The organism is Pirellulaceae bacterium (assembly GCA_029243025.1).
In the GTDB taxonomy this organism is placed as follows: Bacteria; Planctomycetota; Planctomycetia; order Pirellulales; family Pirellulaceae.
In genome coordinates this window covers 212,291-236,387 of record JAQWSU010000032.1, presented here as the reverse complement: position 1 = coordinate 236,387, position 24,097 = coordinate 212,291, and the positions used below count along the sequence as shown (strand labels likewise).

The 24,097-nt window shown below is 51.7% G+C and carries 16 protein-coding genes; 9 read left to right on the top strand and 7 right to left on the bottom strand.

Translation table 11 applies throughout. The features are described from left to right. Positions 1-179: 179 nt before the first annotated feature. Together P8N76_15330 and P8N76_15325 are read left to right on the top strand one after the other, a co-directional pair. Positions 180-668, top strand: coding sequence for a sialate O-acetylesterase (locus tag P8N76_15330; GenBank protein MDG2383039.1), 489 nt, complete (start codon positions 180-182; stop codon positions 666-668). Then, a complete protein-coding gene (locus P8N76_15325) occupies positions 623-868 on the top strand; it encodes a hypothetical protein (GenBank protein MDG2383038.1) in 246 nt (81 codons plus the stop codon). Before P8N76_15330 ends, P8N76_15325 begins: the two co-directional genes overlap by 46 nt. A gap of 50 nt (positions 869-918) precedes the next feature. On the opposite strand, the gene P8N76_15320 is transcribed toward P8N76_15325, so the two are convergent. From P8N76_15320 to P8N76_15295, 6 genes are all read right to left on the bottom strand, one after another. Next, entirely contained in the window at positions 919-3,114 is a 2,196-nt protein-coding gene (locus P8N76_15320) for a GDSL-type esterase/lipase family protein (GenBank protein ID MDG2383037.1), read from the bottom strand. Positions 3,115-3,507: 393 nt separating this feature from the next. Continuing rightward, a complete protein-coding gene (locus P8N76_15315; protein ID MDG2383036.1) occupies positions 3,508-3,654 on the bottom strand; it encodes a hypothetical protein in 147 nt (48 codons plus the stop codon). 320 nt (positions 3,655-3,974) lie between these two features. Then, entirely contained in the window at positions 3,975-4,361 is a 387-nt protein-coding gene (locus tag P8N76_15310; GenBank protein ID MDG2383035.1) for a hypothetical protein, read from the bottom strand. Positions 4,362-4,484: 123 nt separating this feature from the next. Next, entirely contained in the window at positions 4,485-5,948 is a 1,464-nt protein-coding gene (locus tag P8N76_15305) for a reverse transcriptase domain-containing protein (GenBank protein ID MDG2383034.1), read from the bottom strand. 644 nt (positions 5,949-6,592) lie between these two features. Beyond that, on the bottom strand, positions 6,593-8,047 hold the full coding sequence (locus tag P8N76_15300; GenBank protein MDG2383033.1) for a sulfatase-like hydrolase/transferase: 1,455 nt from the start codon (positions 8,045-8,047) through the stop codon (positions 6,593-6,595). A 245-nt stretch (positions 8,048-8,292) separates the two neighbouring features. After that, on the bottom strand, positions 8,293-9,594 hold the full coding sequence (locus P8N76_15295) for a YiiX/YebB-like N1pC/P60 family cysteine hydrolase (GenBank protein MDG2383032.1): 1,302 nt from the start codon (positions 9,592-9,594) through the stop codon (positions 8,293-8,295). 547 nt (positions 9,595-10,141) lie between these two features. Between P8N76_15295 and katG the strand changes: the two genes are divergently transcribed. From katG to P8N76_15265, 6 genes are all read left to right on the top strand, one after another. Beyond that, a complete protein-coding gene (gene katG, locus P8N76_15290) occupies positions 10,142-12,340 on the top strand; it encodes a catalase/peroxidase HPI (protein ID MDG2383031.1) in 2,199 nt (732 codons plus the stop codon). A 366-nt stretch (positions 12,341-12,706) separates the two neighbouring features. Continuing rightward, the gene (locus P8N76_15285; GenBank protein MDG2383030.1) at positions 12,707-15,778 is read left to right on the top strand and encodes a DUF1080 domain-containing protein; all 3,072 of its coding nucleotides are present in this window, start codon (positions 12,707-12,709) and stop codon (positions 15,776-15,778) included. Between the two features lie 55 nt (positions 15,779-15,833). After that, positions 15,834-16,037: a hypothetical protein gene (locus tag P8N76_15280; GenBank protein MDG2383029.1), complete on the top strand. Its 204-nt coding sequence runs from the start codon at positions 15,834-15,836 to the stop codon at positions 16,035-16,037. 217 nt (positions 16,038-16,254) lie between these two features. Next, a complete protein-coding gene (locus tag P8N76_15275; protein MDG2383028.1) occupies positions 16,255-19,242 on the top strand; it encodes a PSD1 and planctomycete cytochrome C domain-containing protein in 2,988 nt (995 codons plus the stop codon). Positions 19,243-19,268: 26 nt separating this feature from the next. Further along, a complete protein-coding gene (locus tag P8N76_15270; protein ID MDG2383027.1) occupies positions 19,269-20,708 on the top strand; it encodes a DUF1501 domain-containing protein in 1,440 nt (479 codons plus the stop codon). Positions 20,709-20,907: 199 nt separating this feature from the next. Then, positions 20,908-22,191, top strand: coding sequence for a hypothetical protein (locus P8N76_15265; GenBank protein ID MDG2383026.1), 1,284 nt, complete (start codon positions 20,908-20,910; stop codon positions 22,189-22,191). A 131-nt stretch (positions 22,192-22,322) separates the two neighbouring features. On the opposite strand, the gene P8N76_15260 is transcribed toward P8N76_15265, so the two are convergent. Beyond that, entirely contained in the window at positions 22,323-22,661 is a 339-nt protein-coding gene (locus P8N76_15260) for a hypothetical protein (protein ID MDG2383025.1), read from the bottom strand. A gap of 260 nt (positions 22,662-22,921) precedes the next feature. Between P8N76_15260 and P8N76_15255 the strand changes: the two genes are divergently transcribed. Further along, entirely contained in the window at positions 22,922-24,085 is a 1,164-nt protein-coding gene (locus P8N76_15255; GenBank protein MDG2383024.1) for an alpha/beta hydrolase family protein, read from the top strand. Positions 24,086-24,097 lie beyond the last annotated feature (12 nt).

The following is a 24,097-nucleotide window of genomic DNA, read 5'->3' as shown; positions in this document are numbered from 1 at the left end:
CACCAACAGCGAGTACGCAACGTTTCTGAATGCTGTGGCCGCCACCGATACCTACAGCCTTTACAACTCAGATATGTCGTGGGTTAGGGGTGGCATCAGCCGAACCGGACCGTCCGGTAAGTGTGGGGTGTGGCGCGAGTGCTAATCAGATTGGCCCCGAAATCGGCTTCGGACATGTCGTGGGCGACTATCATGATGAACCGGTCCTGATTCTCAAGGCCTCCCAGGGTAACAGGTCGTTAGGTTGGGATTATCTTCCACCCGGCAGTGTGCGATATGATGACGGAGCCCATGTTTACGCTGGCTACAAAGATTCGCCTAGTCGGTGGCAGAAGGGGCAGAAGGCCAATTCGATCGAATGGTGCGCAGGCAAGCAGTACGACGACTGCTTCGATGCGGCTCACAAGGTTCTTGATAACTTTGATAAGAATTTTCCACAGTGGCAGGGGCGTGGATACACGATGGCTGGTTTTGTTTGGTGGCAGGGCCACAAGGATGGGGCCGAGCCTTACGCGAAACGCTACGAGCAAAATCTCGTGCAATTCATCAAGACGTTACGGAAGGACTTTCGTGCGGCAGAAGCACATTTGTCATTGCCACAATCGGATTTGGAGGCTGGGAAATGTCGGGACCGCATAAGATCGTTGCCGATGCCCAGCTTGCCGTGAGCCGACCGCAGTCCAAGTATCCTCAATTGGGTTCGAAGGTATTGACGGTGGAAATTTGTGATTTCTGGTGTTTCCCCGAAGTGTCACCGAAGGATCAAGGTTTTCACTACAATCAAAACGCTGAGACCTACATGCTTGTTGGGGAGGCGCTTGGCAATGGCATGCTGCAACTTTTGAAGGATGATGCGACTCGCCCCTAGCCATCGATCCGTGCGACAGCGGGATTTTTACTGGTCTTGTTTGCATCCCTTTAAGGGTGCCCATGACGGATGATTGAGCTGATAGGAATCAGCATCGTATCGGCCATCTGGCGTTGCCCAGTCGGGTTGGGATGGCATGCGTCAGTTGTCCATTTGTTTAAGTCGACCGTCGCATTGTTCCAACTGTCGAAATGGTCAATCAATGGGACGTTGTGCTGTCTGGCAGTCTCCCGACAAACTCGAACAAATTCTTGCAGCGTCGTATTGGGATTTTTGCCGACGCCGTTTGTCTTTGCCGATTTAGCCCAGCGCGGAGGTGTCATCAGGACAGGGGTAATTTGCGCGTCTCGCAAACGCAAGATGAGCGTCTTAAGATTGGCTCGATATTCGTTCACTGTTAAACGACTTTTCTGTTTGCCTTGGTCAATGTAGCTGTCATTGGTTCCGTACATGATGGTAACCAGGTCAGGACGCATTCGGATGACATCGCTTAGGCGTTCTAGAGCTTGGTCGGTTCGTTCGCCGCCGATACCCAAATTGACAATGTTGACTTGTGGGTTGGATTTGCGGAGCTGTTGTTCGAGTTGTGTGCAAAAGGTTTGGTCGGTTGTCACACCCTTTCGAACACCTTTGGTGATCGAGTCGCCGAGTGCAACTATCGTCGTTGGTTTTGTCGCTTCCCACGGTAGTTCAAGATTGACCCAGATAGGCCGGTGGTCGGAGAGAGGTTTTCCGTACTGCTGCCAGTCAGACCGGTATCTGGGCATACTCTTTTGTTCATTGGGTGGATTGAACGCGTTGTAAATGATTCCGCCTTCAATCGCCTTGGCATTTTTCAAGCGAAAATAAATATGATCGATCACGCCGGATTCGGTGCCGGATTCGATGTGTTTGTGGCTACTTAATCGCGTTGTGTTGATCTCTAGGTCGTTCCAGGCGGAGCGTAACCGCTGATGCTTGAGTTGTTCCAAAGGCGCATCGCCTTCGAGGCTGTTGAGGTCTCCGAGCAAAACGAGATTTCGGTTGCCAAACGTGGGAAGAATCGAATCCGCGATTAGCGCTGCGGCCGAGCCTTCTGCATTTTCACTGACGTAAGGACGCCCGGGGATGTGCGTGGACAAAATGGTAAAGGGTATACCGTGAATGATTGTATCGGCAGAGACGACGGATGCCGGTGACCAGCCTTTGGCTTGGATCGCGAACTCGCGATGATTTCCGATCGGAGTGCGACTCAGAATCGATTTGTATTTGTCCTTGTGGTTTGCGGATGAGATTTTTCCAACATAGGCGTACGGCATTCCGAGGACGCGCCCCACGCGTGAAGTCCAATCGCCCGCGGGCGCTTCGTTGAAAGCGATGATGTCCAACTGATAGGGCTTGAACATTTCACCGATGCGTTCGGGTTCCGCCCAAATTCCGAACAAGACATTGTAACTGCCCATTCGCACTTGCAGGCCTGAAGTGCTCGTCAGATTGGGGATTTGCGGATAACGCTCCGCCTTACCCCGAGTGGCATTGTTTGTGCATTCACCGCGAAGTACTGTGTCCTCGTTCAAGCGGAGAATGCCATAGCTGAAATTCGCATGAGAACGACCGGTAAGTTTGAAACGATGGTCGGTTTTTAGAAGGCCGGCGTTTTGCGGTGCACCATAGCAGCCAAACCACCAATGGTTGTCGAAATAGGCGGCCGTTTGGATTCCCAGTCGCGTTTGACCGCTCGGTAAGATGTGTCGCTGCTTAAACCGAAAACTTAGGTCGTACTCGAACGCATAATTTTGCGGATGATCAGCAGGCAGTCCGCCTACAACAATAAAACGACCGTCGCCGTAGGCGATGCCACCGCAGCCGTGCACAAGTTCGGGAAGTGGGTGCTTTGCAATGAATGAGAGATCATCCGCGCTGTAGACAAAAACCCAAGGGTCAGAGTTTCCGGAGGGTTGATTGAATTCACCGAACTCAACGGCGACGTAGATCCGACCGTCATGGTAGGTGAGGTCGCCATGATGACTTTTGACATCGATTCGGTGTGACAGCTTTCCGTTCAGGTCGGTTTTTACCAATTGCGTGGTATGCGACCAGTAGAGCGAGTGGCCGTCGGATGCGATGCCCTGTAGATGTCCGTCATAGCTTCCTTCGCAGATTATCGCCGAGGATTCCTTAGCGGACGCGTGCGGCGTACTGATTGCTACCAGCGAAATGTTGAAACCAAGCAGGAGTTGGACGAACGGCTGACTGATGAAACGCATCGTGAGTTCTTTTTCTTGATTAGGAAAGACTTATGTTGGGGTAGGTGTTTGGCCTATCGAGTTTGTGAGTTTTGTCCCTCGTCACAGGATGAGCGATCTGGCCGCTTACGAATCGATGGGAAAGTCAGCTCCGTTTTTCGTTCTCGAACGTGGAAAGCCGCAAGCATGCCCGTGGAGCGATATTAACGGCCGGTTGGGGCTTGAGGAACATCAGGCCAGTAACGGTTTAATCACGTGGGCATCATGAACGCTTGTTAATCGTTCTGCAAGCCGGTTCCGATGCAAGACGAGCCGTTTATCGTCTTAACCCAGCAAGTGTAAAATGGTGGCGTGCAGATCGGCAAGGGGTCTTTTGTTTTCAATCGCGTAATCGCCTAGATCGTCTGTTGACCCCTAAGCTGGTCCGCCCTCGATAACACCTCCGGCCAAAAACTTGTTTGTGATGATCTCGACCCGCGTTACTTTGACTGACCAGGGTTCGACCAAATTCACCACCCGATCGAGGCCGCGGGCGAGGATTCGTTTCTCCGATGTGTACATGAAGGAGGAATCCGCGCGTTCGAGTTTTTCTGACAGAAAGGCATCCGTCCCTCCGAGTTTACTTATAGCGGCTGCGTATACGGTTTTCCAGCTATTTCTCGGCCGCTATTCGCGGTGGGGAGGAACCAGCTGAGTGATTCCAGCTGCTGCGGCCAAAACGATAATTTTTATCAGGGTAAATGAAGTTTGCTTGTAAGAGGAGGTAGCCTGCTTTTTTTACCGACAGCTGTTTTTTTTTGGAGTCTTCGGATTGACCAAGCATCTATCACGACACGACAGGGAACGCATGGGGGAATGCGACGTGGGCTGCCGTGCTGCGACTATTTCATCAGGTTCTCAACTTCGGAGCGATTCACTATTTTTTCTGGATTCAGCGTGATTCTCTTGCCGGTTGGTGCTACCGCCATGCTGAGATGCGCTTTTCGAGTCTCAATGGAATCGCGGTCGGCAGTAAAGGTTTGTTCGTCTCCTCGAAAGTTGATGTATTGGACTTCAATAGAATTTGTAAACTCCACTACCGGTCCATCAAACGCGGGTTTTGACGATTTGGCTGCAATCGATGGTAGGGGTTGCTTGGCAAAACCTTCGTCGTAGTTGCGGCAGAACTGGTTTCCGCACTTCACGCCAAACAGCGAATCTTTCGCGCCCGACACACCGCAGTCAGGGCAATTGGTGGTAGCGCCAAAAAGCTTTGATAGAAAGCCCATGCAGTGGTCTCCTTACAGGTGTAAACGGTAGGAAAGCGAATCGAACGGAAGAAGGGGCGGCTAAGAAAACGACCTGACTTGTCAAGTCTTCAATAACGTCTTTCTACAGGCGGCTGCTCTTTCTCACGAGACTGTTGTTGCCGCTGCTTCGAGACATGGAGAAAAAGCCTTGCGGCTTGGCAGCCGCCCCCTCTCCTGTTCGATCAGCCATCTGGTACGCAAAACAAAAAACGAAGCCTTTAAGTGTCCGTGATTTAATAGACGCCGCCGGTGTCGAAGCGAAGGAAGCCCCATTTCGCGAAGTTTTGAAAACGGCAGCTTCCTGAAATTGCCTTTCCGATGACCATTCTGGAATGCTTGCGAAAGCACCTCCTCGGCAAGCCACCGATCGAGTAAGCGAAGTTGTTTTTCGTCATCCACATGTTTTAGGTAGTAGTCGATAATGGCGACCGAACGAAGCCCGTCTCCGATGACTCGGCGACAAACAGCGATCGCATGTTCCGCTCGGCGTTCCGGTTGGTCGCCGATCCGTTCGAATTTGTGCTTGGAACGCCGTAAAGCAAAGCGAAAGAGATTGCGGATTTTGCGAAGTTTGTCGCGGGAAAGTCCAATGCTGTTATCACGTCGGAATTCCAAACCTAAATGTCGAAAATCGACGCGGCCGGGGAATTCGCTTTCGACCGTGTCGTTGGAATTGGCTGGGCAGCCCTTGTCAGTGGTCGGACGGAAGCTGAAGTCAAGCTCGTGGCTAGGCTTGCTTTTCAGTTTCAGATCGTTCAGGACCTCGTGCAGTCGGTCCCGTGCTTTTATTGCCGTATCGCGACTTGGAGAAAACTGTAGCACATCGTCCGCATAACGACTGTAAGTTAGCTGCTCGAATGGCTCCATACTGCGGTCCAGAGGAAGCAAATAGACATTGGCTAGGAAGCAAGCGATGGATGTCCCAAAAGGAACACCCGTTGGTGCGCAAATCGATTCATTGTGCTCCGTTCGGAAACGAAATTTCACACGTTGAGCCAGCAGCTGAAACAAGTAGTCATCAGGCTCAATCCAAGATTTGAGAGCCTCAAGCAGAATGGTGTGATCGATCGACTGGAAAAAACCGGTGATGTCTCGCTTTGTAAAGTAACATGGCTGCGATAGCTTCTTGAGTTCACGTGCGGTGCGATGCTGGCAAGCGTCAATCCCAAAGCCGGAATGCCGATAGGCATATGAATGTTTTGAGATTGCGGAGTGGAAATATCGATTCAAGGTCTGAAACAGCATCTGATCGACAATACGTTCTTCCCAAGGAAAGATGTAAATCGTCCGCTCTTTACCGTTAAAGTGATATTGCCGAGCGATGCCTTCTCGCGCCTGGAAAGATCGATCCACGAGCCGACGATGCACTCGGTTCAGGTTCCGATGCCCCGACCTGGCAAAGTCATAAAGAGTTCCTCCATCATGGGAACGCGATAACGCGGCACGCCAACGAAAGAGCGGCTTCGTATAGGTCTTTAAAGCTGCGCGATAAAGATCGATTTCGCTGTAAATCGATGCGAACGTCGCCTTGCGCCGTGAGTAGGGAAGTGAGAAATCAAGTTTCATGCCGACCTCTTGTCCTGATCAAGACAGATGATCTTTTGCACGTGGGCAGTGACAGCCCTGTGCAAAACGGCAGCAGTTTGCCTCTTGGAAAACGGTGTCGTTCATCCGACACGACGTCGATTCAAGACGGAATTGACATCATGTCTGGATTTTGCCACGGCTGACCTCGAAGACGACGCTGACATCGTAACCCATCACGGCACCAAGGTCACCTTTCATCTCCTATTCTTCCCGTAAGTAAAATCAAGCGGATCGGCAGGGCCGTTGTAAAAGCGGGAGAATAGCTAGAAAAGGAGAGGGGAGATCGCCGCGTTTCAATGGAAGGTGGTTGTTGAGGATTATTGCCTGTCGGACGAGTTGATTCAGTGTGATCCTCTAAGATTTGGTCACCGCGACATGATCAGCCGACCATTCATGATCACGGCTCGACGGTAAATTAGTGGCGGCAGATTTAATTTGGGGGGTGGATCAGCGGGAGCTGTCTGGCTTGGGCCCTGACGCGGAGGGGCGACGAGCGAAAGAGTGGGTGGCCTGCGTAAAACGAGGGGGTTAGCAATTGTATGGCAGGGGGCCTCGATCGCTGATCAGCTTCATCCCTACGGTATTTGGAAGCATTGAGCCAGGAAATCCCAGATTCGTTTCCTTTAGTTGTTCGCTGGCAAACGGTTTTCGGTATCCGCTTGAACGTCGTTTGCAAAAGCCCACCCAAAACCGGTGGGAATAATGGGAGGAAGATTTCGGATGCGTTTCGGTAGGGGTGCGACCGGTGGGAGAGTTTCTGCCCAGCCCGAATGCTGTTGTTTCATCGTTGCTACGACGCTCGGAAATTCAGCGGCGACGTCGTGCTCTTCCCGCGGGTCAGACTGTAAATTGAAGAGTTGCCATCCGAGCTGTTTGTGGTGGTACAGCCTCCAGTCCTTCCAGCGAACAGCGATCAATCTTCGGCGGGGTGCGTCGGTTGGGTCATTGTTCATCCAGAAGAGGAACTCGTGGGCATCACCTGTTTTCTCGCCTGTGAGAAATGGCAGTAGATTCACCCCGTCAAGATGTTCGGGTGGCACGACATTGATCGTGCCAGCGATTGTGGTGTAGTAGTCGAGTGTGCAGGTCATGCCCTGATAGGTTTTTCCTTGCGGCAAGACGGTTGGCATGGATAAAATTGTGGGGACGCGTACCCAGCCCTCCTGCTGCGTCCCCTTGCCTTTGCCTCCACGATATGGGGTCGATGTTCCGCCTTCTCCCCCATTCGCTCCGTTATCGCTAGAGAAAATGATCAACGTATTCTCTCGTAGCTGATGTTTCTCGAGCACTGCAAGAAGTTTTCCGACTTGATCATCGACGGAGACGATCGCACCGGCTAGCTTTTTGCGTTTCCCAATCGCGGTCGTGCGCTCGGTGAGTCGAGCTGGCGTTTCTGCATTCGAGGAGTGTACGGCTTCTGGTGAGAAATAAAGGAAGAAAGGTTTTTCTTTGTTGCGCTCGATGAAGCTGACCATCTGATCCCCATTAACATCGGTCAGCCAAGCTTCCTTTCCGTCTTCAGTGATGCAGATGTATTTGGACGCATCTTTCTTCTGTTTGCGATTCTTGTTCTGTTCGCGAATTTGGCTGTATTGTTTTTGGGGCGGTTTCTTGGCGACTTCCATAAAGCCTTGCGTGAGGGGTCCTTGAGACCGTGATCCAAGGTCCCACTTGCCGATCTGGCCGGTGGTGTATCCCTGGTTGCGCATAAACTCAGCGAGGGTTGGCTTGTCTTCCGGGATGGGCAAGCCACGAGACATGCCGTATTTGCCAAACCTTTGACCGTACATTCCCATCATCAAACTGCAGCGACTTGGGCAGCAGGGCGGATTTGTGATATACGACGCGGTTGATACAACACCCTCGTTGGCCAAGCGATCAAGGTTGGGTGTGGGAATGTCCGTGCTGCCGTAAGGACCCGTGTCGCCAAACCCCAGGTCATCGATAAACAACAGCACCACATTAGGACGCGATCGGGTGACTTGTCCTGGCGATTTGGCCGGAAGTCCCCCAATGATCCACAACCCTGCGATCAAGAAGCAAAGGTGTCGTGTTTGTCGAATCTTGGGGTGGGTCATCTGCCTATTACCTCGTGTGGACTTTTGTGTGCCTGATATGCCAAGATCATCCTGCCAACAACAACTGGGGTCCGCGAACATGTAGTTTATCGCAAAGCTGCAGTGAACCGATGTTTCAAGATCGGTGACGAGTAGTTTTAATTCGTCGTTGTGTGGCTGGTTTACGCCGTGAAAGGTGGCGGACGCGTTTGGGTTTCTAGCGAAGTCAGCTGGGTGAGAGGCTCAGTGAGTCAACCTACGACGCTTTAGCGATCTGTGATCGTATTTCTGAGTAGTTCATCAACTGGTTTACCGCGAAGTAATTGCGGAGTCAGCGTGTTGCTGTAGGCCGTAATCGTCCGAAAAGATTTGTTGGCAAGGGCTAGTCTGAGCAGATCTTCTGCCGAGAGCGTTTCTCGCCCAGCACGTCGTGTTAATTCGAAATGCATGCTTCCGAGGCCTTCGTAACTTCGATACACGACCTCGGTGCAGACCAATCGATCAGCACGCGTGAAGTCAAAGTCAAAATCATAGGGTTTGCCGACATGGGAACGGGCTCGCACGATGGCGGTGTTAATTGTTGTGGCGTCAAGCTGGGGTCGAATCACAGAGATTGCATCATTGCTGAACGGAGAGGTTATGTCGCGTTCCATGACTCCGTCCTTCAAGGACTCGACAACACGTTGATCACCCACATACATGGCGGCATGCGGCCAATAACCGGGCAGGAAATAATTGGTGATTGCATATTCTTTACGAGTAATTATCACGTCACCGGGCCTCAGGACGCTTAAGATTTGCTCGCCAATTGGCTTTGGAATCGTTGGGACATGGTTGGGTTTGGTGCTGAGATTCGATACGACACGTGAGCCCAGTTCTTGGATTGCATAGACCGCCCGGGAGGCATTGCCGATCACGAGTCGGTCACGAGCCTCTCGACCCAATTCTGTTGCTCGAGCTTTGAGATAACGTGTTGTACCAACATCGGTTGCCGTACGTTTCGTATCAATTAATTTGAGGATAGAGGCTAGTTCGGAGCGATTGTTCGCCAGATCCCAGAGCAGTTTTTGATTCTCCTCGAAGAATTGGTTAGCGTTCTTGATGTGCAATGCATTACCAGGATCGGTGAGGGAAAGCTGGATTTGGTCAAAAGTTCCAGCCGGTATCCGGAAGTCATCAAACGCTTCGTTTAGCTTTCGTCGCACTAATTCATTTTTTCCGAATAGTCGGCGCAGCGATTGGGCTGCATCGACCAAGACGAGTGTGGCAGCATAGGCGAGAGTGAACTGAGCTATGGTTTCACGAGAGGGTTGGCCCACATCTGTCCGAATCGCGTTTACGATTTCAAGTAAGGCTGCTCTCGCGCTGTGGTAGGAGATCCACAGATGGCCAACCTCTTCATCCTCACTGGGGGTGAAATAGCCGCGTGATCGAGTATCAAAGTTGGCCTGCAAGGTTGTGGCCGCACTACGCAGTTGTAGCATCTGATCGGCAACTGCAAGAACTGTGCGGGTTCCAGCCCTATCGATGATATTGGTGGCAGGATTTGTGGTTGGCGGATCACTCATCGGCTTGTCGGCAGAGGTTCCTCATGAGTCTTGGCTGACGCTCGAATTCTCCAGCGGATCGGCCAGATGCGTGCATTTTATTAAACAAGTTTTCAGGCTTGCGGGGAAGAGGAATGTTTGGGGTTGCAGGGGATGCAAAACGGACAGAAATCGGTTGCGATACTGCGGTCTCCGAGGTGGATGGACGAAGATACTTGATCCAAAGGTTATGATTCTGCGCTGCTCCTGTTCGGCCGTTGTTCGCGTGAAAAACGTTCAGTACATGATCTTGGCGGGGCAGCGCCGGGCAGGGGCAAAACTGCCAGGTATGAGCGAAATGATGTTCGTCCCTTTGGCGGGGCAGTCAGCCAGTAGGCAGGGAATTTCAATTCGATCGTATTTTCGGATCGCGACTCCGATCTGCCGGTGATAGGCGGCTAAATCTACCCCTCAGTTGGGTAACGAGCGACCAAGACCGGAGGAGAAGCTTTTCGGGTCACTACTTTTCAAGCGTTGAGACGTACGCTATACAGCTTGCAGAGAATTCCCAGCCGAGATCGGAGAGAATATGACGACCGAAGACAAGTGTCCCGTAATGAGCGGCGCTCATCGCCAGACGGCCGTTGGGGCGACGGCGAACCAGCATTGGTGGCCGAATCAATTGAACTTGAAGTTGCTGCAGCATGGTTCCGTGCAGGCAGATCCGCTGGGCGGTGAGTTCAATTATGCCGAGGAATTCAAAACGGTTGATCTGACGCAATTGAAGCAAGAATTAGACGCGTTGATGACGACGTCGCAGGATTGGTGGCCAGCTGACTATGGCCATTACGGTCCATTCTTTATCCGGATGGCGTGGCACAGTGCGGGCACTTACCGCATTGAGGATGGTCGTGGAGGCGCTGCCACAGGCTCGCAGCGATTTGCTCCACTAAATAGTTGGCCCGACAACGTCAACCTTGATAAAGCGCGTCGACTTCTATGGCCTCTGAAACAGAAATACGGTCGCAGAATCTCTTGGGCCGATTTGATGATTTTTGCGGGCACTTGCGCTTTAGATTCAATGGGGCTGAAGAGCTTCGGCTTTGCGGGGGGGCGAGTGGATGTTTGGGAGCCTGAAGATGATATCTACTGGGGTCCGGAAACGACTTGGCTGGGGGATGACCGGTACACGGGTGATCGTCAACTCGACTGTCCACTTGGTGCCGTTCAAATGGGTTTGATCTACGTGAATCCAGAAGGCCCCAATGGGACACCCGATCCGGTTGCGGCAGCGAAGGACATCCGCACCACGTTTCAACGCATGGCGATGAATGACGAGGAAACGGTGGCGCTTATCGCGGGTGGCCATACTTTCGGTAAGGCCCATGGTGCTGCCGATCCTGATCAATATGTCGGCCGCGAACCGGAGGCTGCTGGCCTTGAAGAGCAGGGGCTCGGCTGGAAGAACAGCTATGGCACCGGGAGTGGCGACGATACGATCTCAAGCGGATTAGAGGGCGCTTGGACGACGGATCCAATCAAGTGGGACAATAATTATTTCGACAATCTATTTGGTTATGAATGGAAGCAGACAAAAAGCCCGGCTGGTGCAACCCAGTGGATTCCGCAGGAGGCAAGTGCCAAGGATTCCGTCCCGGGTGCCCATGATGCTTCCAAGAGACATGTGCCCATCATGTTTACGACCGATCTCTCGCTGAAGATGGATCCTGTCTACCAGCCCATTTCAAAACGGTTTCATGAAAATCCTGACGAATTTGCCGACGTTTTTGCCAGAGCTTGGTACAAATTGACGCACCGAGATATGGGACCTCGATCTCGCTTCTTGGGATCTTTGGTGCCGGCGGAGCCGCAGTTGTTCGAAGATCCTGTCCCGCCTGTCTCGCATGACTTGATTAATGCTGAGGCGATTGCCGACTTAAAAGTCCGTTTGGGTAAAGTCGATCTCTCGATTTCACAGCTCGTTTCGACTGCCTGGGCATCGGCAAGTACGTTTCGAGGCACCGATAAACGCGGCGGTGGAAATGGAGCACGTCTTCGGCTGGATCCACAAAAAAATTGGGATGTGAACGATCCGAAGGAACTCGCTCAAGTGCTGCAGAAATTAGAGCAAGTTCAGCAGGAGTTCAATCAGTCTCGCTCGGATGGCAAGCAGGTGTCTCTCGCAGACGTGATCGTTTTAGGCGGGATTGCGGCCGTCGAGGAAGCGGCGGGCAAGGCCGGATTCGAGCTGCAGATTCCCTTCTCCCCGGGACGTACGGATGCAAGCCAAGATCAGACGGATGTTGAATCGTTTGGGGTGTTGGAGCCGACGGCAGACGGCTTTCGAAATTACATTCGAAAGGGGCATGGAAGACCGACTGAGCAGTTGCTCGTCGAGCGGGCAAATTTACTCACCCTCACAGCTCCCGAGATGACGGTTCTTGTCGGCGGCATGCGAGTTTTGAATGCGAATGCTGGAGCGTCTGAATGGGGGGTGTTCACCTCACGACCCGAATCCTTGACCAATGATTTCTTTGTGAATCTCCTCGATATGAAGATCAAGTGGCAAGTTTCGTCTGAGTGCGAACACTTGTTCGAGGGACGTGATTGTGAGACCGACAATGTCAAGTTTACCGGTACGGCTGTCGATCTTGTCTTCGGTTCAAATTCGCAGCTGCGAGCGATATCGGAAGTCTATGCGAGCGATGATGGACAGGAAAGATTCGTTCGCGATTTCGGTCGGGCGTGGGCGAAGGTCATGGATCTCGATCGCTTTGATCTTTCCTGATTTCGAGATTGTCGATCGGCGATTAAGGGGCGCGTCAGGCGAGTTGATGCGCCCTTTGGGTCGGCCGATTGGTAGAGTAAAGCACGATGGTGACAGCGAATTGAAACTGCTCACTCAGTGATCTTGCTATCACATGCGTGCGCCTGTCCAGGCAGGCGCTTGCCGGGGCGGTCCACGCAGGCGGTGCTTTTTGAGGGAGTACCTCGGAGTTGAGAGTTTTCTGTACGGCTTGCTGGGATGAACCGGGGGCGGCTGAAACCCTCGGCTCTGTCGAATCCCCATGAAATCGATGACAAACGATTTTTTATTGGCTACACTGCAAGCCAACTTCTGACTTAATTGTTCCTGCCGATAAGTGAGTCGACCGTGAAAACCATTTGCGCCAGCCTTTTGCTTCTGATTGTTACCACTTCTTTCGCGATTGCTGAGCCGCTTGTGCTCGAAAAAGGTGATCGCCTGGCGATTGTTGGTGACTCGATTACCGAGCAAAAGCTCTATAGCAAATTTATGGATGCCTATCTCTTGGCATGTTATCCCGATCTGGAAATTCAATCGTTTCAATTTGGCTGGGGCGGGGAACGTGCGCCAGGATTTGCGGGACGGATGGAAAACGATTTGGTGCCTTGGAAGCCAGATGTCGTTACTACTTGTTACGGAATGAATGATGGTTCGTACCGGAAGTACACCGACCAGATTGGGAAAACCTATGAAGAGGGTATGCGAAAGATTGTTGAACGCATGAAGAAGGCGGGAGCGACCGTTGTCGTTGGCTCGCCTGGAGTCGTCGACAGCTTTACTTGGAGGAAAGATGACGCTGATTTTGATCAGGTTTACAACGACAATTTGGGACGTCTTGGTCAGATCGCAAAGCAAATAGCTCAGGAACATGGATTCCCTCACGCGGATGTCTTTAACGCGATGAAGCAATCGATGGTTGCGGCAAAGGCAAGCCTGGGTGATGAATATCCCGTGGCTGGGCGAGACGGTGTACATCCGGAAGCGAATGGTCAGCTGGTAATGGCTTACGCTTTTCTCAAAACGCTTGGACTTGATGGTGACATTGGAACTGTGGTCGTCGATCTCACATCAGACACGGCTACGGCAACCGATGGACATCAGGTACTTCATGGCGAGAACGGTGCTTTTGAAATTGAAAGTAGCCGATATCCCTTCTGTTTTTCGGGTGATAAGCGAGACCCGAACGGCACCGCAAGCATCCTGCCCTACACTTCATTCAATCAGGACCTTAATCGATTCGTGCTGAAAGTGAAGGGGCTGCAGGCCCCTGGCGCCGACGTGACCTTCGGATCAGGTAGCAAGAGGTTTAGCAAGGCACAGTTGGAAAAAGGCATTAATTTGGCAGCCGAATTCCTCGAAAATCCTTTTGTTGAACCGTTTCAGGACGTTCTGAACAAAGTTGCCGAAAAGCAAGCAGCAGAAACGACGATGATCAAGGAATTCATCACTGACTTTCGTCGACTTCCCGATTCGTTGATCAAAGATCCGGAAGGGTTGGCGGCATTAGCTACCGTACGTCAAAAGATGATGGATGCGAATGATCAAGCGCACGCCAAAGCGAAGGCCGCCGTCAAGCCAGTGCGTTATCAATTGGCTGTGAAGCCGATCACGCAGGGTTGGAATGATTTGTTCAATGGCAAAGATTTGACCGGATGGACTCAACGTAATGGGACGGCCAGCTATCGTGTCGAGAATGACGCAATTGTTGGCACGACTTCGGAGGGCAGTCCCAATTCGTTTCTCTGTACCGATCAAGTTTACGGTAATTTTGAACTGCAGTTTGATGTTAAAGTGGATCGCGAGTTGAATTCTGGTGTGCAAATCCGATCGCAGAGCGTTGGTGGTAAACCGGAGGGCCGAGTCAATGGACCTCAAGTAGAAATCTCTCTCGATGGATTAGCCGGTTATCTTTATGGAGAATCCGCCGGGGGTTGGATGACACCTGATGCCGATCGAAAACCGCACCAGCATTTCAAAGACGGTGAATGGAATAACTATCGTGTTGTCGCCTTTGGCAATCAAATACAAACCTGGATCAATGGACATTCGGTTTCAAATCTAACACATGACGAGCGTTATCAGTCGCACCCCAAAGGGTTCATTGGACTTCAGGTGCACGGAATCGGCCGAGGGGAAGGTCCGTATGAAGTGCGGTGGCGTAACTTGAAGCTCCGCGATCTGAGTAAGTTCACCGCACTCTACAATGGCAAGGATTTGAAAGGTTGGCAGACATCAGGTAACTGGTTGCCTCAACAAGATGGTTCCGTTTTGATACAACCTCGCGATGGTGAGAGAGGTTGGCAGCGCTACGGTGACTACTTGTGGTCGACCCGCCAATACAAAGATTTTGTGTTGGATGTGGAATATTCTTATCCGCCGGGCGGCAATAGTGGCGTTTATTTTCGCGTTGCGGATCGGAAAGACCCAGTGAAACAAGGGATTGAGGCGCAGATCCTCGACTCATCCAAGAAAACCGGCAAACTGAGTGCACATGATCATGGCGGAATTGTTGGTACGGTGGGGCCATCCAAAAATATGTCTCGTCCGCCGCATGAATGGAATCGAATGGTCGTGACCTGTATTGGTAACCATCTTCAAGTTGAATTGAATGGGGAGCCAATCATTGATACTCAGCTTGACGAAGGTGCCATGAAAGATCGTCCGTTGGAGGGCTTTATTGGTTTCCAGGATCACGGGCAGCCGAACAATATTAAATTTCGAAATCTTCGGATTCTCGAAATCAAGACATTCAATAAGGTCGCCACACAGCAACTTCGAGCGATCTTAGAAAGTGGAAGGGCGACGCCGTTCACTGTGACCTCCTGGCTTGCTGCCGGTGCCGATGTGAATTCACCTGGATTCAAAAGACCGAGCCCCGACAACCCAAAACACCGGCCGTTGTTACTCGCTGCGCTCAACGTCAAAAATACCGATCGTGCTGTTGAGGTAATGGGGGTATTACTCGAAGCGGGTGCCGATGTGAATGGTCGGAATCCGGGTGGTTTAACGGCGGCGATGGGTGCGACCTCTAGAAACTCGGGGAGGGATTGCAACACGGTTCTTCGACTTCTATTGGACGCCGGCACGGATCCGAATCTGAAGCAAGAGTCTATGGGTGCGAATTTGCTCCACTGGGTCATCATCGGGAGCAGTTATGAAGCAGTTCAAATGGTCCTGAACACGGATGTTGACGTCAATCAGGCTGACAATAAAGGCAGGACTCCGTTCACCCTCGCTATGCTGTTCATGAGCCCCAAAATCGCCGCTAGGCTGTTGGAGGCCGGTGCGAAGGTTGATCCCAACTTCGTCTTTAAAAACGGTCTGACCGTCCTTGAGTATGCAAGGTCACGACCGAAGAGTTTCAAGGGTACGAAGGTGTTGGCGGCACTTGAGGAAGCTGCTCGAACTGAGACCGACTAGTGCGACCCTTCGATCCTTGTGCGGTCGTAATCTGAGCAAGTCTTTGGAGTAACGCTTGTTGTTGCCGGAGGTCGGTACCAACGCGGTTTTTTATTTGGCAACACGGGCGAAATTTGATGGAGCAGTGGAAGATCCTGTCTTGATACCTGGTCTATGCGCTACCGTCCTTCATCAATTGGATTTGGAACAGGGGGCGTTGAACGATCGACTCGACGGTCGTGATTGCACCTTGCCCGATGGAGGCGGAGTTGTGAACTAAGAGCTCCTTTCGGATTCAAGATGGGATGCCTGAGGGGGTATCGAGATTTGAGTCGGCGTTCATCCTGCGTTTTCCGTTCTGTGTGATATGGGAATTTTTATACTCGCTGTTTCTCGCCCGTTTTGGCATCTTTGATAATGGTGTGACTATGCGTCATACTTAAGTTTATTCAGTCACGGGGAAACCTACGGACGATCGGTGGGATTGGCGAGATACGATGTGGTACGTGATCAGGACGCTTACTCTAGTTGGGATTGCAGCGGCGTCGATAGGCAACGGTGTCAAGGCGCAGCCACGCCCGGTGACCTTTGATCGCGACATTCGGGATGTATTACGGAAATGTATTGGGTGTCATGGTGCTGATCAGCCGAAAGGTGGTCTGGATCTGACAGGACCTTCGCAAGCAATCGAGCTTGCTGCGATTGTTCCTCATCATTCCGAAGATAGTTCGATCATTGATCGCGTATTGTCGGCGGATCCAGAATTTCGAATGCCGCCTGACGAAGCGCTAGCTGATTCGGAAATCAAATTGCTTCGGCAGTGGATTGATGAGGGGGCTGATTGGCCGGGACATTGGGCCTATCGAAAACTCCACGCACCGAAAATATCTGGAACGGTGGTGAGTGATGGTGGGCGAAATTCGATTGATCATTTTGTGCGTCGTGAATTGCGAAGCCACGGACTCAAGCCTTCAGGGGTAGCCGACCGGCGCACGTTGCTAAGGCGATTGTATTTCGATCTGATTGGGATGCCTCCAAGTTTCGCGGAACTTCAAGCGTTTTTGAACGACGAACGCATTGATGCCTACCACCGTGTGGTTGATCGGTTGTTGGCTAGTCCCCGTTATGGTGAACGATGGGCTCGTCATTGGATGGACCTGGTCCACTTTGCCGAATCGCACGGCCACGATCAAGATCGCCCCCGGGAACATGCTTGGCCCTATCGTGATTATCTGATCACGAGATTCAATCAGGATGTGCCCTACCCGCAGTTTGTACAGGAGCAGATCGCTGGCGATGCGTTGTTTCCGCAGGATCCCTGGGCGATTGTCGCAACCGGCTTTTTGGCGGCTGGTCCTTGGGATGAAAGTTCCTTGCGAGATATTCAAGAGAACTCTATCGATCGGGAAATCGGGCGGTATTTGGATCGAGATGACATTGTGATGACGTTGATGTCGACGTTTACTAGCACGAGTGTTCACTGTGCTCGCTGTCATCATCACAAATTCGATCCAGTCACGATCGATACCTATTACGGTCTACAAGCCGTTTTTGCGGGCATCGATAAAGCAAACCGCAGGTACGAACCCGATCAGGCAGTTGCTCAACAACGATCTTCGCTTGAAAAACGTCTCGCTCAATTAGAAACGTGGGTGAAACAGAATGACCGACGTTTACTCGGAGACCGTTTGCGGGGCCTTGTGGACAACTTTGAGCTGAATTCTCGGGGGATTGACGAGGCTTGGTCGCCGGTGGAGTGGGTTCAGGTTACGTCGAATGCAGATACAAAATTGATCCGTCAAGAGGATAACTCGATCTACGCAGAAGGTAGTCGACCCGAAAAAGATTCTTATACACTCTTGCTTCAAACTCGGTTGCCGACGATACGTGCGGTTCGTTTGGCGGTGTTGAGCGATCCGCGATTACCTATGAAAGGGCCCGGTCGAAATGGAAATGGTAATCTCCATCTGAGCGAATTTCGACTGTTCGTCGTTGATCCATCCGATCAGCAAAACAGACGGCAGTTAAAGATCACGAAAGCCTATGCTGACTTCGACCAAATTGAGTGGGATGTTCAGAAAGCGTTTGATGGAAATCCGTCGACCGCATGGGGAATCTATCCACAAGTGGGGAGATCGCATTATGCGGTGTTTGAAATTGAATCGCCCGAGCAAGAGATTCAGGATACTCGGGGTAAAGGGAATTCACCGATCTTGTTGAGGATGGAACTCGACCAAATCCACGGTGAAGGACATTTGATTGGCCGATTTGAAGTGATGGTCAGCGGCCAGGAAGGTCCTTTTGCAATTCGACCGACCGTGCCGTCAGCGATTTCAGCAATTCTGCGCAAGGAAAAACAGAATCGCTCTGATTCCGATTGGATGAATCTGAACGCGTTCTTCGAGCAGCGGCAAATTGAATCGGAGTTAGCAAAACTGCCTAAACCTGCACTCGTTTATTCGGGAACTAGTCAGTTCGAGGCTGACGGATCTTTTCGAGCCAGTCCAGAACCTCGGCCAGTTCATGTGCTTGAGAGAGGTGAAATTTCTAAGCCCCTACGGTTAGCAAAGCCAACGACGTTGGCTTGCGTCCAGGGGGCCCCGTTGGTCGGATCGGAGTTCGAAGGCAGGCCGGAATCCGAACGACGAATAGCGTTGGCCCAGTGGGTGTCGGCGAAGAACAATGGTTTGGTCTGGCGATCCATTGTGAATCGAGTGTGGCATTATCATTTTGGAAAGCCCTTAGTCGATACGCCAAATGACTTTGGCCACGCCGGATCCGCTCCCACTCATCCTGAGTTGCTCGAATGGCTAGCCGGCACGTGTCAGGAGCGTGAGGGTTCGCTCAAGTCGTTACATCGAATCATCGTGACGAGTGCAACTTACCAACAGTCATCTCGATTTCGATCGGATGCAGCCAAGATCGACGCGGGTAATCGGTTGGTGTGGCGCATGAATCGAAGGCGGCTTGATGCGGAAGCGTTTCGCGATTCATTGCTGGAAATATCTCAGACGTTGGATAATCGTATGGGCGGCCCGTCGGATCGACAATTTAACCAGTCAAATGGAGTTCACGTGACTCCAGTGGTGGACTACGCCGGTTTCGATGTTGATCACCGATCCAATTATCGTCGGAGCGTTTATCGATTTATCTTTCGAACGATTCCAGATCCCTTCATGAGTGCGCTTGATTGTCCAGACGCATCTCAGTTGAGTCCCAAAAGGGGAGAATCGGTTACAGCAGTTCAAGCGTTGGCAACCATGAACGATAAACTGGTGATTCGCCAGACCGAGCTCCTCGCCCAGCGGATTACCATTCACAGGAAGTCGATCGAAGACCAAACGGACGAAGCTTTTCGGGAAATCTTGGGCCGCATGCCCACACCCTATGAGCAAAACGAAGTGGCAGCCTATGTGAAAAAACATGGACTGGCGAATGCGTGCCGCTTATTGGTTAATACAAATGAGTTCATGTTTGTGGACTAATGTTTATGTGCCTGGAACCCGCGAAATTGCCGAATCGTAGAAACTTTCTTGCTCAAACGGGCGGAGGTTTTGGAACGATCGCGCTCGCTTCGTTGTTGGCCGATGGGCAATCCTTGCTGAGGGCCGATGACCTGTTGCCAGAACGGCAGCCGTCCCATCAGATCGATTTGAATGGAGGCCTTCATCATCCCGCAAAAGTACGTCGCGTGATCCAACTGTTTATGAATGGCGGCGTCAGTCAAATGGACACATTTGATCGAAAGGAAGAGCTGGAAAAGCAACACGGAAAACAGGTCGATTTTGGGTTGAAGACCGCCGCGACTAGCAAGCCCGGCGCCATTATGAAGTCGCCGTTTAAATTTCGACAATATGGTGAATCAGGTCGTTGGGTGACCGACGTGTTCCCGCAGATGGCAAAGCACGTGGACCAGATGGCATTCCTGATGAGTATGCGATCAAAGACAAATGTCCATGGTCCAGCTAGTTATATGCAGAATACGGGTTTTCTATCCGGTGGGTTTCCTGCGATGGGGGCATGGGTCTCTTATGGACTCGGACGATTGACCGAAGAACTGCCCGCATTCGTTGTTCTGCCCGATCGACGAGGGTTGCCCTACAACAATCGGGGGAACTTCTCGTCTGCTTTTCTACCCGCTGAGCATGATGCGACTCTGATTCAACCGAACTCTAAAAATCCGATTGCAAACCTTCACCCTCCTCAGGTCGCCAAGCATATTACTGCAGCGAGTGAAAGCGATGGTTTGCAGCTGCTGAATCGATTGAATGCGAAGCATCTCGAGGGTCGTGGTCGTGATTCCAACATGGAGGCTCGGATTGCGTCGTTTGAAATGGCCGCAAAGATGCAATTAAGCGCTCCTGAAGCGCTGGATTTGTCCAAAGAAACAGAAGTCACTCGAAAGGCTTATGGCCTTGATCAAAAAGAGACTGAGCATTTCGGCCGCAGTTGCTTGGTAGCTCGGCGATTGCTGGAACGCAATACACGTTTTGTGCAACTTTGGAGCGGCGCCGGAGGAGCCTCAAATAACTGGGATAATCATACGAATATCTCGACAGAATTGCCTTTTATCGCGAAAACAGTTGACCAACCGATTGGGGCTTTATTGCAAGATTTGCAACAGCGAGGCTTAATGGATGATACGTTGGTGATTTGGACAACCGAATTTGGTCGCATGCCGTTTACTCAAGGGGCAACGGGTAGGGACCATAATGGCGGCACCTTCGTCACGTGGTTAGCTGGGGCCGGTGTCAAGGCGGGCGCTAGCTTTGGCAAGAGTGACGACTTTGCTTATCGATCTGCGGAGAATGGTACTTACTGTTACGACTTGCATGCGACGGTGCTTCATCTGATGGGAATTGATCATCGACGTCTCACAGTTCGGCATAATGGAATTGATCGTCGACTTACGGATGTTCACGGGCACGTCGTGAAAGAGATTCTTGCTTGACAAGACTCATCGATGGCAGATCAATTTCATCATCGAGATTGTTTTTGGTTATCATCAAACAGTGATGCGTCGGCAAGGAGGCCAGCCTGCGCTGCTAACAATTGGTCGTATTGTTTGCTACCAAGTCATGCATCACGCCAAAACTAACGTCGGAAAAATTTCTTAGGACGGATCTGCAAGTGGCGAGGAGTAACCTGTTGTGAACAAAAGACTATCACGACGTCATGTAATCAAAGTCGCGGCGACAGCGGCGGTTTTGCCTCGCTGGAAAAATGTTAAAGCAGAGCAGAGATCTGCATTTCCTCCGGTACGCACGATCACAAGCGGTCCGCGGCATCACTGGTTTGGTTATTACGACAAGTTGGAATTTGACTCCACAAATCGCTATGTCTTGTCGAATCAGGTCGATTTCGAGGGGCGAACTCCGCGTGACACGGATGCCATTCGCGTCGGCATGATCGATACGGCCAACAACGATAAGTGGATTGATCTTGGAATCAGTCGATCCTGGGGGTGGCAGCAGGGATGCATGTTGCAATGGCGACCCAAGTCGGATGCAGAAGTTGTTTGGAACGATCGACTTGGTGACAAGCACGTTTGTCACATGATGAATGTGAAGAACAAACAAATTCGTACTTTACCGCGTCCCATTTACGCGCTCAGTGCAGACGGTAAGTGGGCGATCACGGCGGACTTTTCACGAATTCAGCGGATGCGACCGGGATATGGTTACGTTGGTTTGTCGGACCCTTGTGATGCGGAACGCGCGCCAGAAGCTTCCGGTGTCTGGAAGATGAATCTGGAGACCGGAGAATCTGAGCTAATCTTCTCCTTGGCGGACGCCGCCCAAATCGATCATTGGGGCGAATCTCTGGCCGATCAATGGAATTACTTCAACCATCTGCTGATCAGTCCCGATAGCTCCCGATTTATCGTCTTGCATCGGTGGCGACGAAGTACGGGAAATGGTGTGGATGCGGATCCCGTTGGCGGATTTACCACGCGGATGTTTACTGTTGGGATGGATGGATCGGATCGGTTTGTCCTTGATCCTTCCGGTTATACGTCCCATTTTATTTGGCGGGATTCGAAGCACGTCTGTGCCTGGACGAAGCCGAAAGACAAGCCAGCTGCCTTTTATCTGTTCCGTGATCAATCCGATGAAAACGAAATCGTTGGTGAAGGTGTGATGACCCGTAATGGTCACAACACTTACGTTCCCAACACCGACAATGAATGGATCTTGAATGATACTTACCCGGACAAAAAGACACGCGCGCAGAAACCGTATCTTTTTCACGTCCCGACCGGAAGAAAGGTTGAGCTTGGCCATTTTCGATCGCCGCCCGAATATACCGGTGAATGGCGATGCGACACCCATCCGCGCAGCAGTAACGATGGGCGGAGGGTTGCCATCGATTCGCCACATAACGGGGCGGGACGGCAACTGCATCTGATCGATATCAGTCGGATTATTGGTTAGGCGAGTCGCTTGGGGATATGGATTTCGAACTCAAGGGCATGGAAGAGGCTGAGGCAAACCCTGTGTGATGAATCGGTATGCCACACGCCTTGCCAAGCTAAGATTGGCGAAATCAAGGCAGCTCTTAGCCGCTACGCGGTGATCATTGGTTCGGTTACGCTGCGCAAAAGAAAGCTGCTCCCAATCAGAAACGCCCAGCATATCAGTGCGATTAAGAAGGCCTCAATGCCTTGTTTGTCGAAAGCAATCATCACTCCACCAATCAACACGCCGACTGACAAGAAGAAAGCGTATAATTCGAACCCCGGAAGAAACAAGGGTGCGATGGCGGCGGCGCTGACTGCTAAGGCTTTCAGGATCGTGCTCCGGTCGAGTGGCTCGCCCGTGAAGAACAAAGCGCCGGTTAAGGCGGTTGTACTCAGGGTAAGTTGGACGGTAATTAGCAGGATAATGACGATGAATGGAAGCATGAAATCGGTTCCCCTGTTTGTGATCTGACGCGTGAAAGAGCCTAGTTGATTCAACGGTGGAGTGTGACACCAACCGTTGGATGCGAGCCGTGTGTTAAACATGGGAATAGATTTAGAATTCTTTCATAGGCTGTCACGCGAATCGTCCAGCGTTGGCTTCACTTGTTGTTGATCCATTTGGTATGTTTGTGTGAATGGGAATTGATCTATGCCGAGTCAAGAGACTTGGGTCGAGCTGTCGTGTGCAAGGCGATGTATCAATGGGTTTGCTTTTCCGCTATCAATTGTCAGTACTCACCGTAATCATGTTGAGTCAGTTGGCTGGGGCGCAACAAGCGAAAAGCGAACCCTTTGTGCAATACACGGGTCAGGAGGCGGAGTATCTGAAGCGACTCCACAGCCGCGATGGCGCGTTGGCTTGGAGTCAGGCGTTTGACGGTGGTTTTACTGCCTGGCAGACTGCGGCACGTGCCAAGCTGGTCGAGTTGTTAGGCCTCGACCGCATAGCTGCGGACGCAGCGCGACATCGGCCTGCTGTCAAATTGGAACCTCCCATTCCAGAAGACGGTTTCGTGAGGCAGCTTGGAAGAATTGAAACAGAACCCGGGATCGTTGTCCCGTTTTGGCTGTTGACACCAAATAACCGGCCTGCTGAGAAACGTCCACTTGTGATTTGTGCTCACGGACATAATACGAATGGTTGGAACAGCTACGCCGGCGTTTACGATGATTCACAGCATCGTCAAGCGACGCTGGCGAAAGAGGGTGATCCGGGGGTGCAGGCCGTTCAGCGTGGATACGTGGCACTGGTTCCGGCCACCCGTGGCCTTGCCGCCACGAATTCGATATCCGACCTCAAAGGGCGGCATGGAAAACGCCCATGTCGGGCACAACTTATTCATTGTTTGCTTGCCGGGCGCACGGCCGTGGGCGAGCGGGTATGGGATACGCAACGAATCTTGGACTGGGCGTTGGCCGAGTTGCCGAATGTTGATGATGATCGAGTGGTGATGCTTGGCAATTCAGGGGGCGGGGTTTTGACCGTCTATGTGGCGGCGCTCGACGAACGGGTTGCAGTGGCCGTACCGAACTGTTCCTTCACTTCGTTTACGAGTTCGACCGGATTTGTGTTTCATTGTGATTGTTGTCTTGTTCCTCGAATCCAAGTTGAAATCGGCGACATGCCCGATATTGGGGCTCTTGCGGCTCCACGCCCTTTGCTGGCGGTCCATGGTCGGAAAGATTCGCTTCATTCTTCGAACGACGTAGAATCCGCCATGGAACGCGTGCAGGAAATCTACCACGAGGCTGGTGCTGCCAACCGGTTTCGTTTTGTTTGGGGGAACGAAGGGCACAAGTTTTATCCCGATCTAATGTGGCCATTCATTAGGAAGCATCTTCCGCCGGAGCCCAGCACTAACTGAAAATTGTGCGGT

Coding starts and splice junctions, on each gene's coding strand:
- P8N76_15325 (MDG2383038.1), top strand. CDS start 623: ATGTCGGGACCGCATAAGATCGTTGCCGATGCCCAGCTTGCCGTGAGC.
- P8N76_15260 (MDG2383025.1), bottom strand. CDS start 22,661: ATGCTTCCATTCATCGTCATTATCCTGCTAATTACCGTCCAACTTACC.
- P8N76_15320 (MDG2383037.1), bottom strand. CDS start 3,114: ATGCGTTTCATCAGTCAGCCGTTCGTCCAACTCCTGCTTGGTTTCAAC.
- P8N76_15310 (MDG2383035.1), bottom strand. CDS start 4,361: ATGGGCTTTCTATCAAAGCTTTTTGGCGCTACCACCAATTGCCCTGAC.
- P8N76_15295 (MDG2383032.1), bottom strand. CDS start 9,594: ATGAGTGATCCGCCAACCACAAATCCTGCCACCAATATCATCGATAGG.
- P8N76_15305 (MDG2383034.1), bottom strand. CDS start 5,948: ATGAAACTTGATTTCTCACTTCCCTACTCACGGCGCAAGGCGACGTTC.
- P8N76_15300 (MDG2383033.1), bottom strand. CDS start 8,047: ATGACCCACCCCAAGATTCGACAAACACGACACCTTTGCTTCTTGATC.
- P8N76_15315 (MDG2383036.1), bottom strand. CDS start 3,654: ATGTACACATCGGAGAAACGAATCCTCGCCCGCGGCCTCGATCGGGTG.
- katG (MDG2383031.1), top strand. CDS start 10,142: ATGACGACCGAAGACAAGTGTCCCGTAATGAGCGGCGCTCATCGCCAG.
- P8N76_15275 (MDG2383028.1), top strand. CDS start 16,255: ATGTGGTACGTGATCAGGACGCTTACTCTAGTTGGGATTGCAGCGGCG.
- P8N76_15255 (MDG2383024.1), top strand. CDS start 22,922: ATGGGTTTGCTTTTCCGCTATCAATTGTCAGTACTCACCGTAATCATG.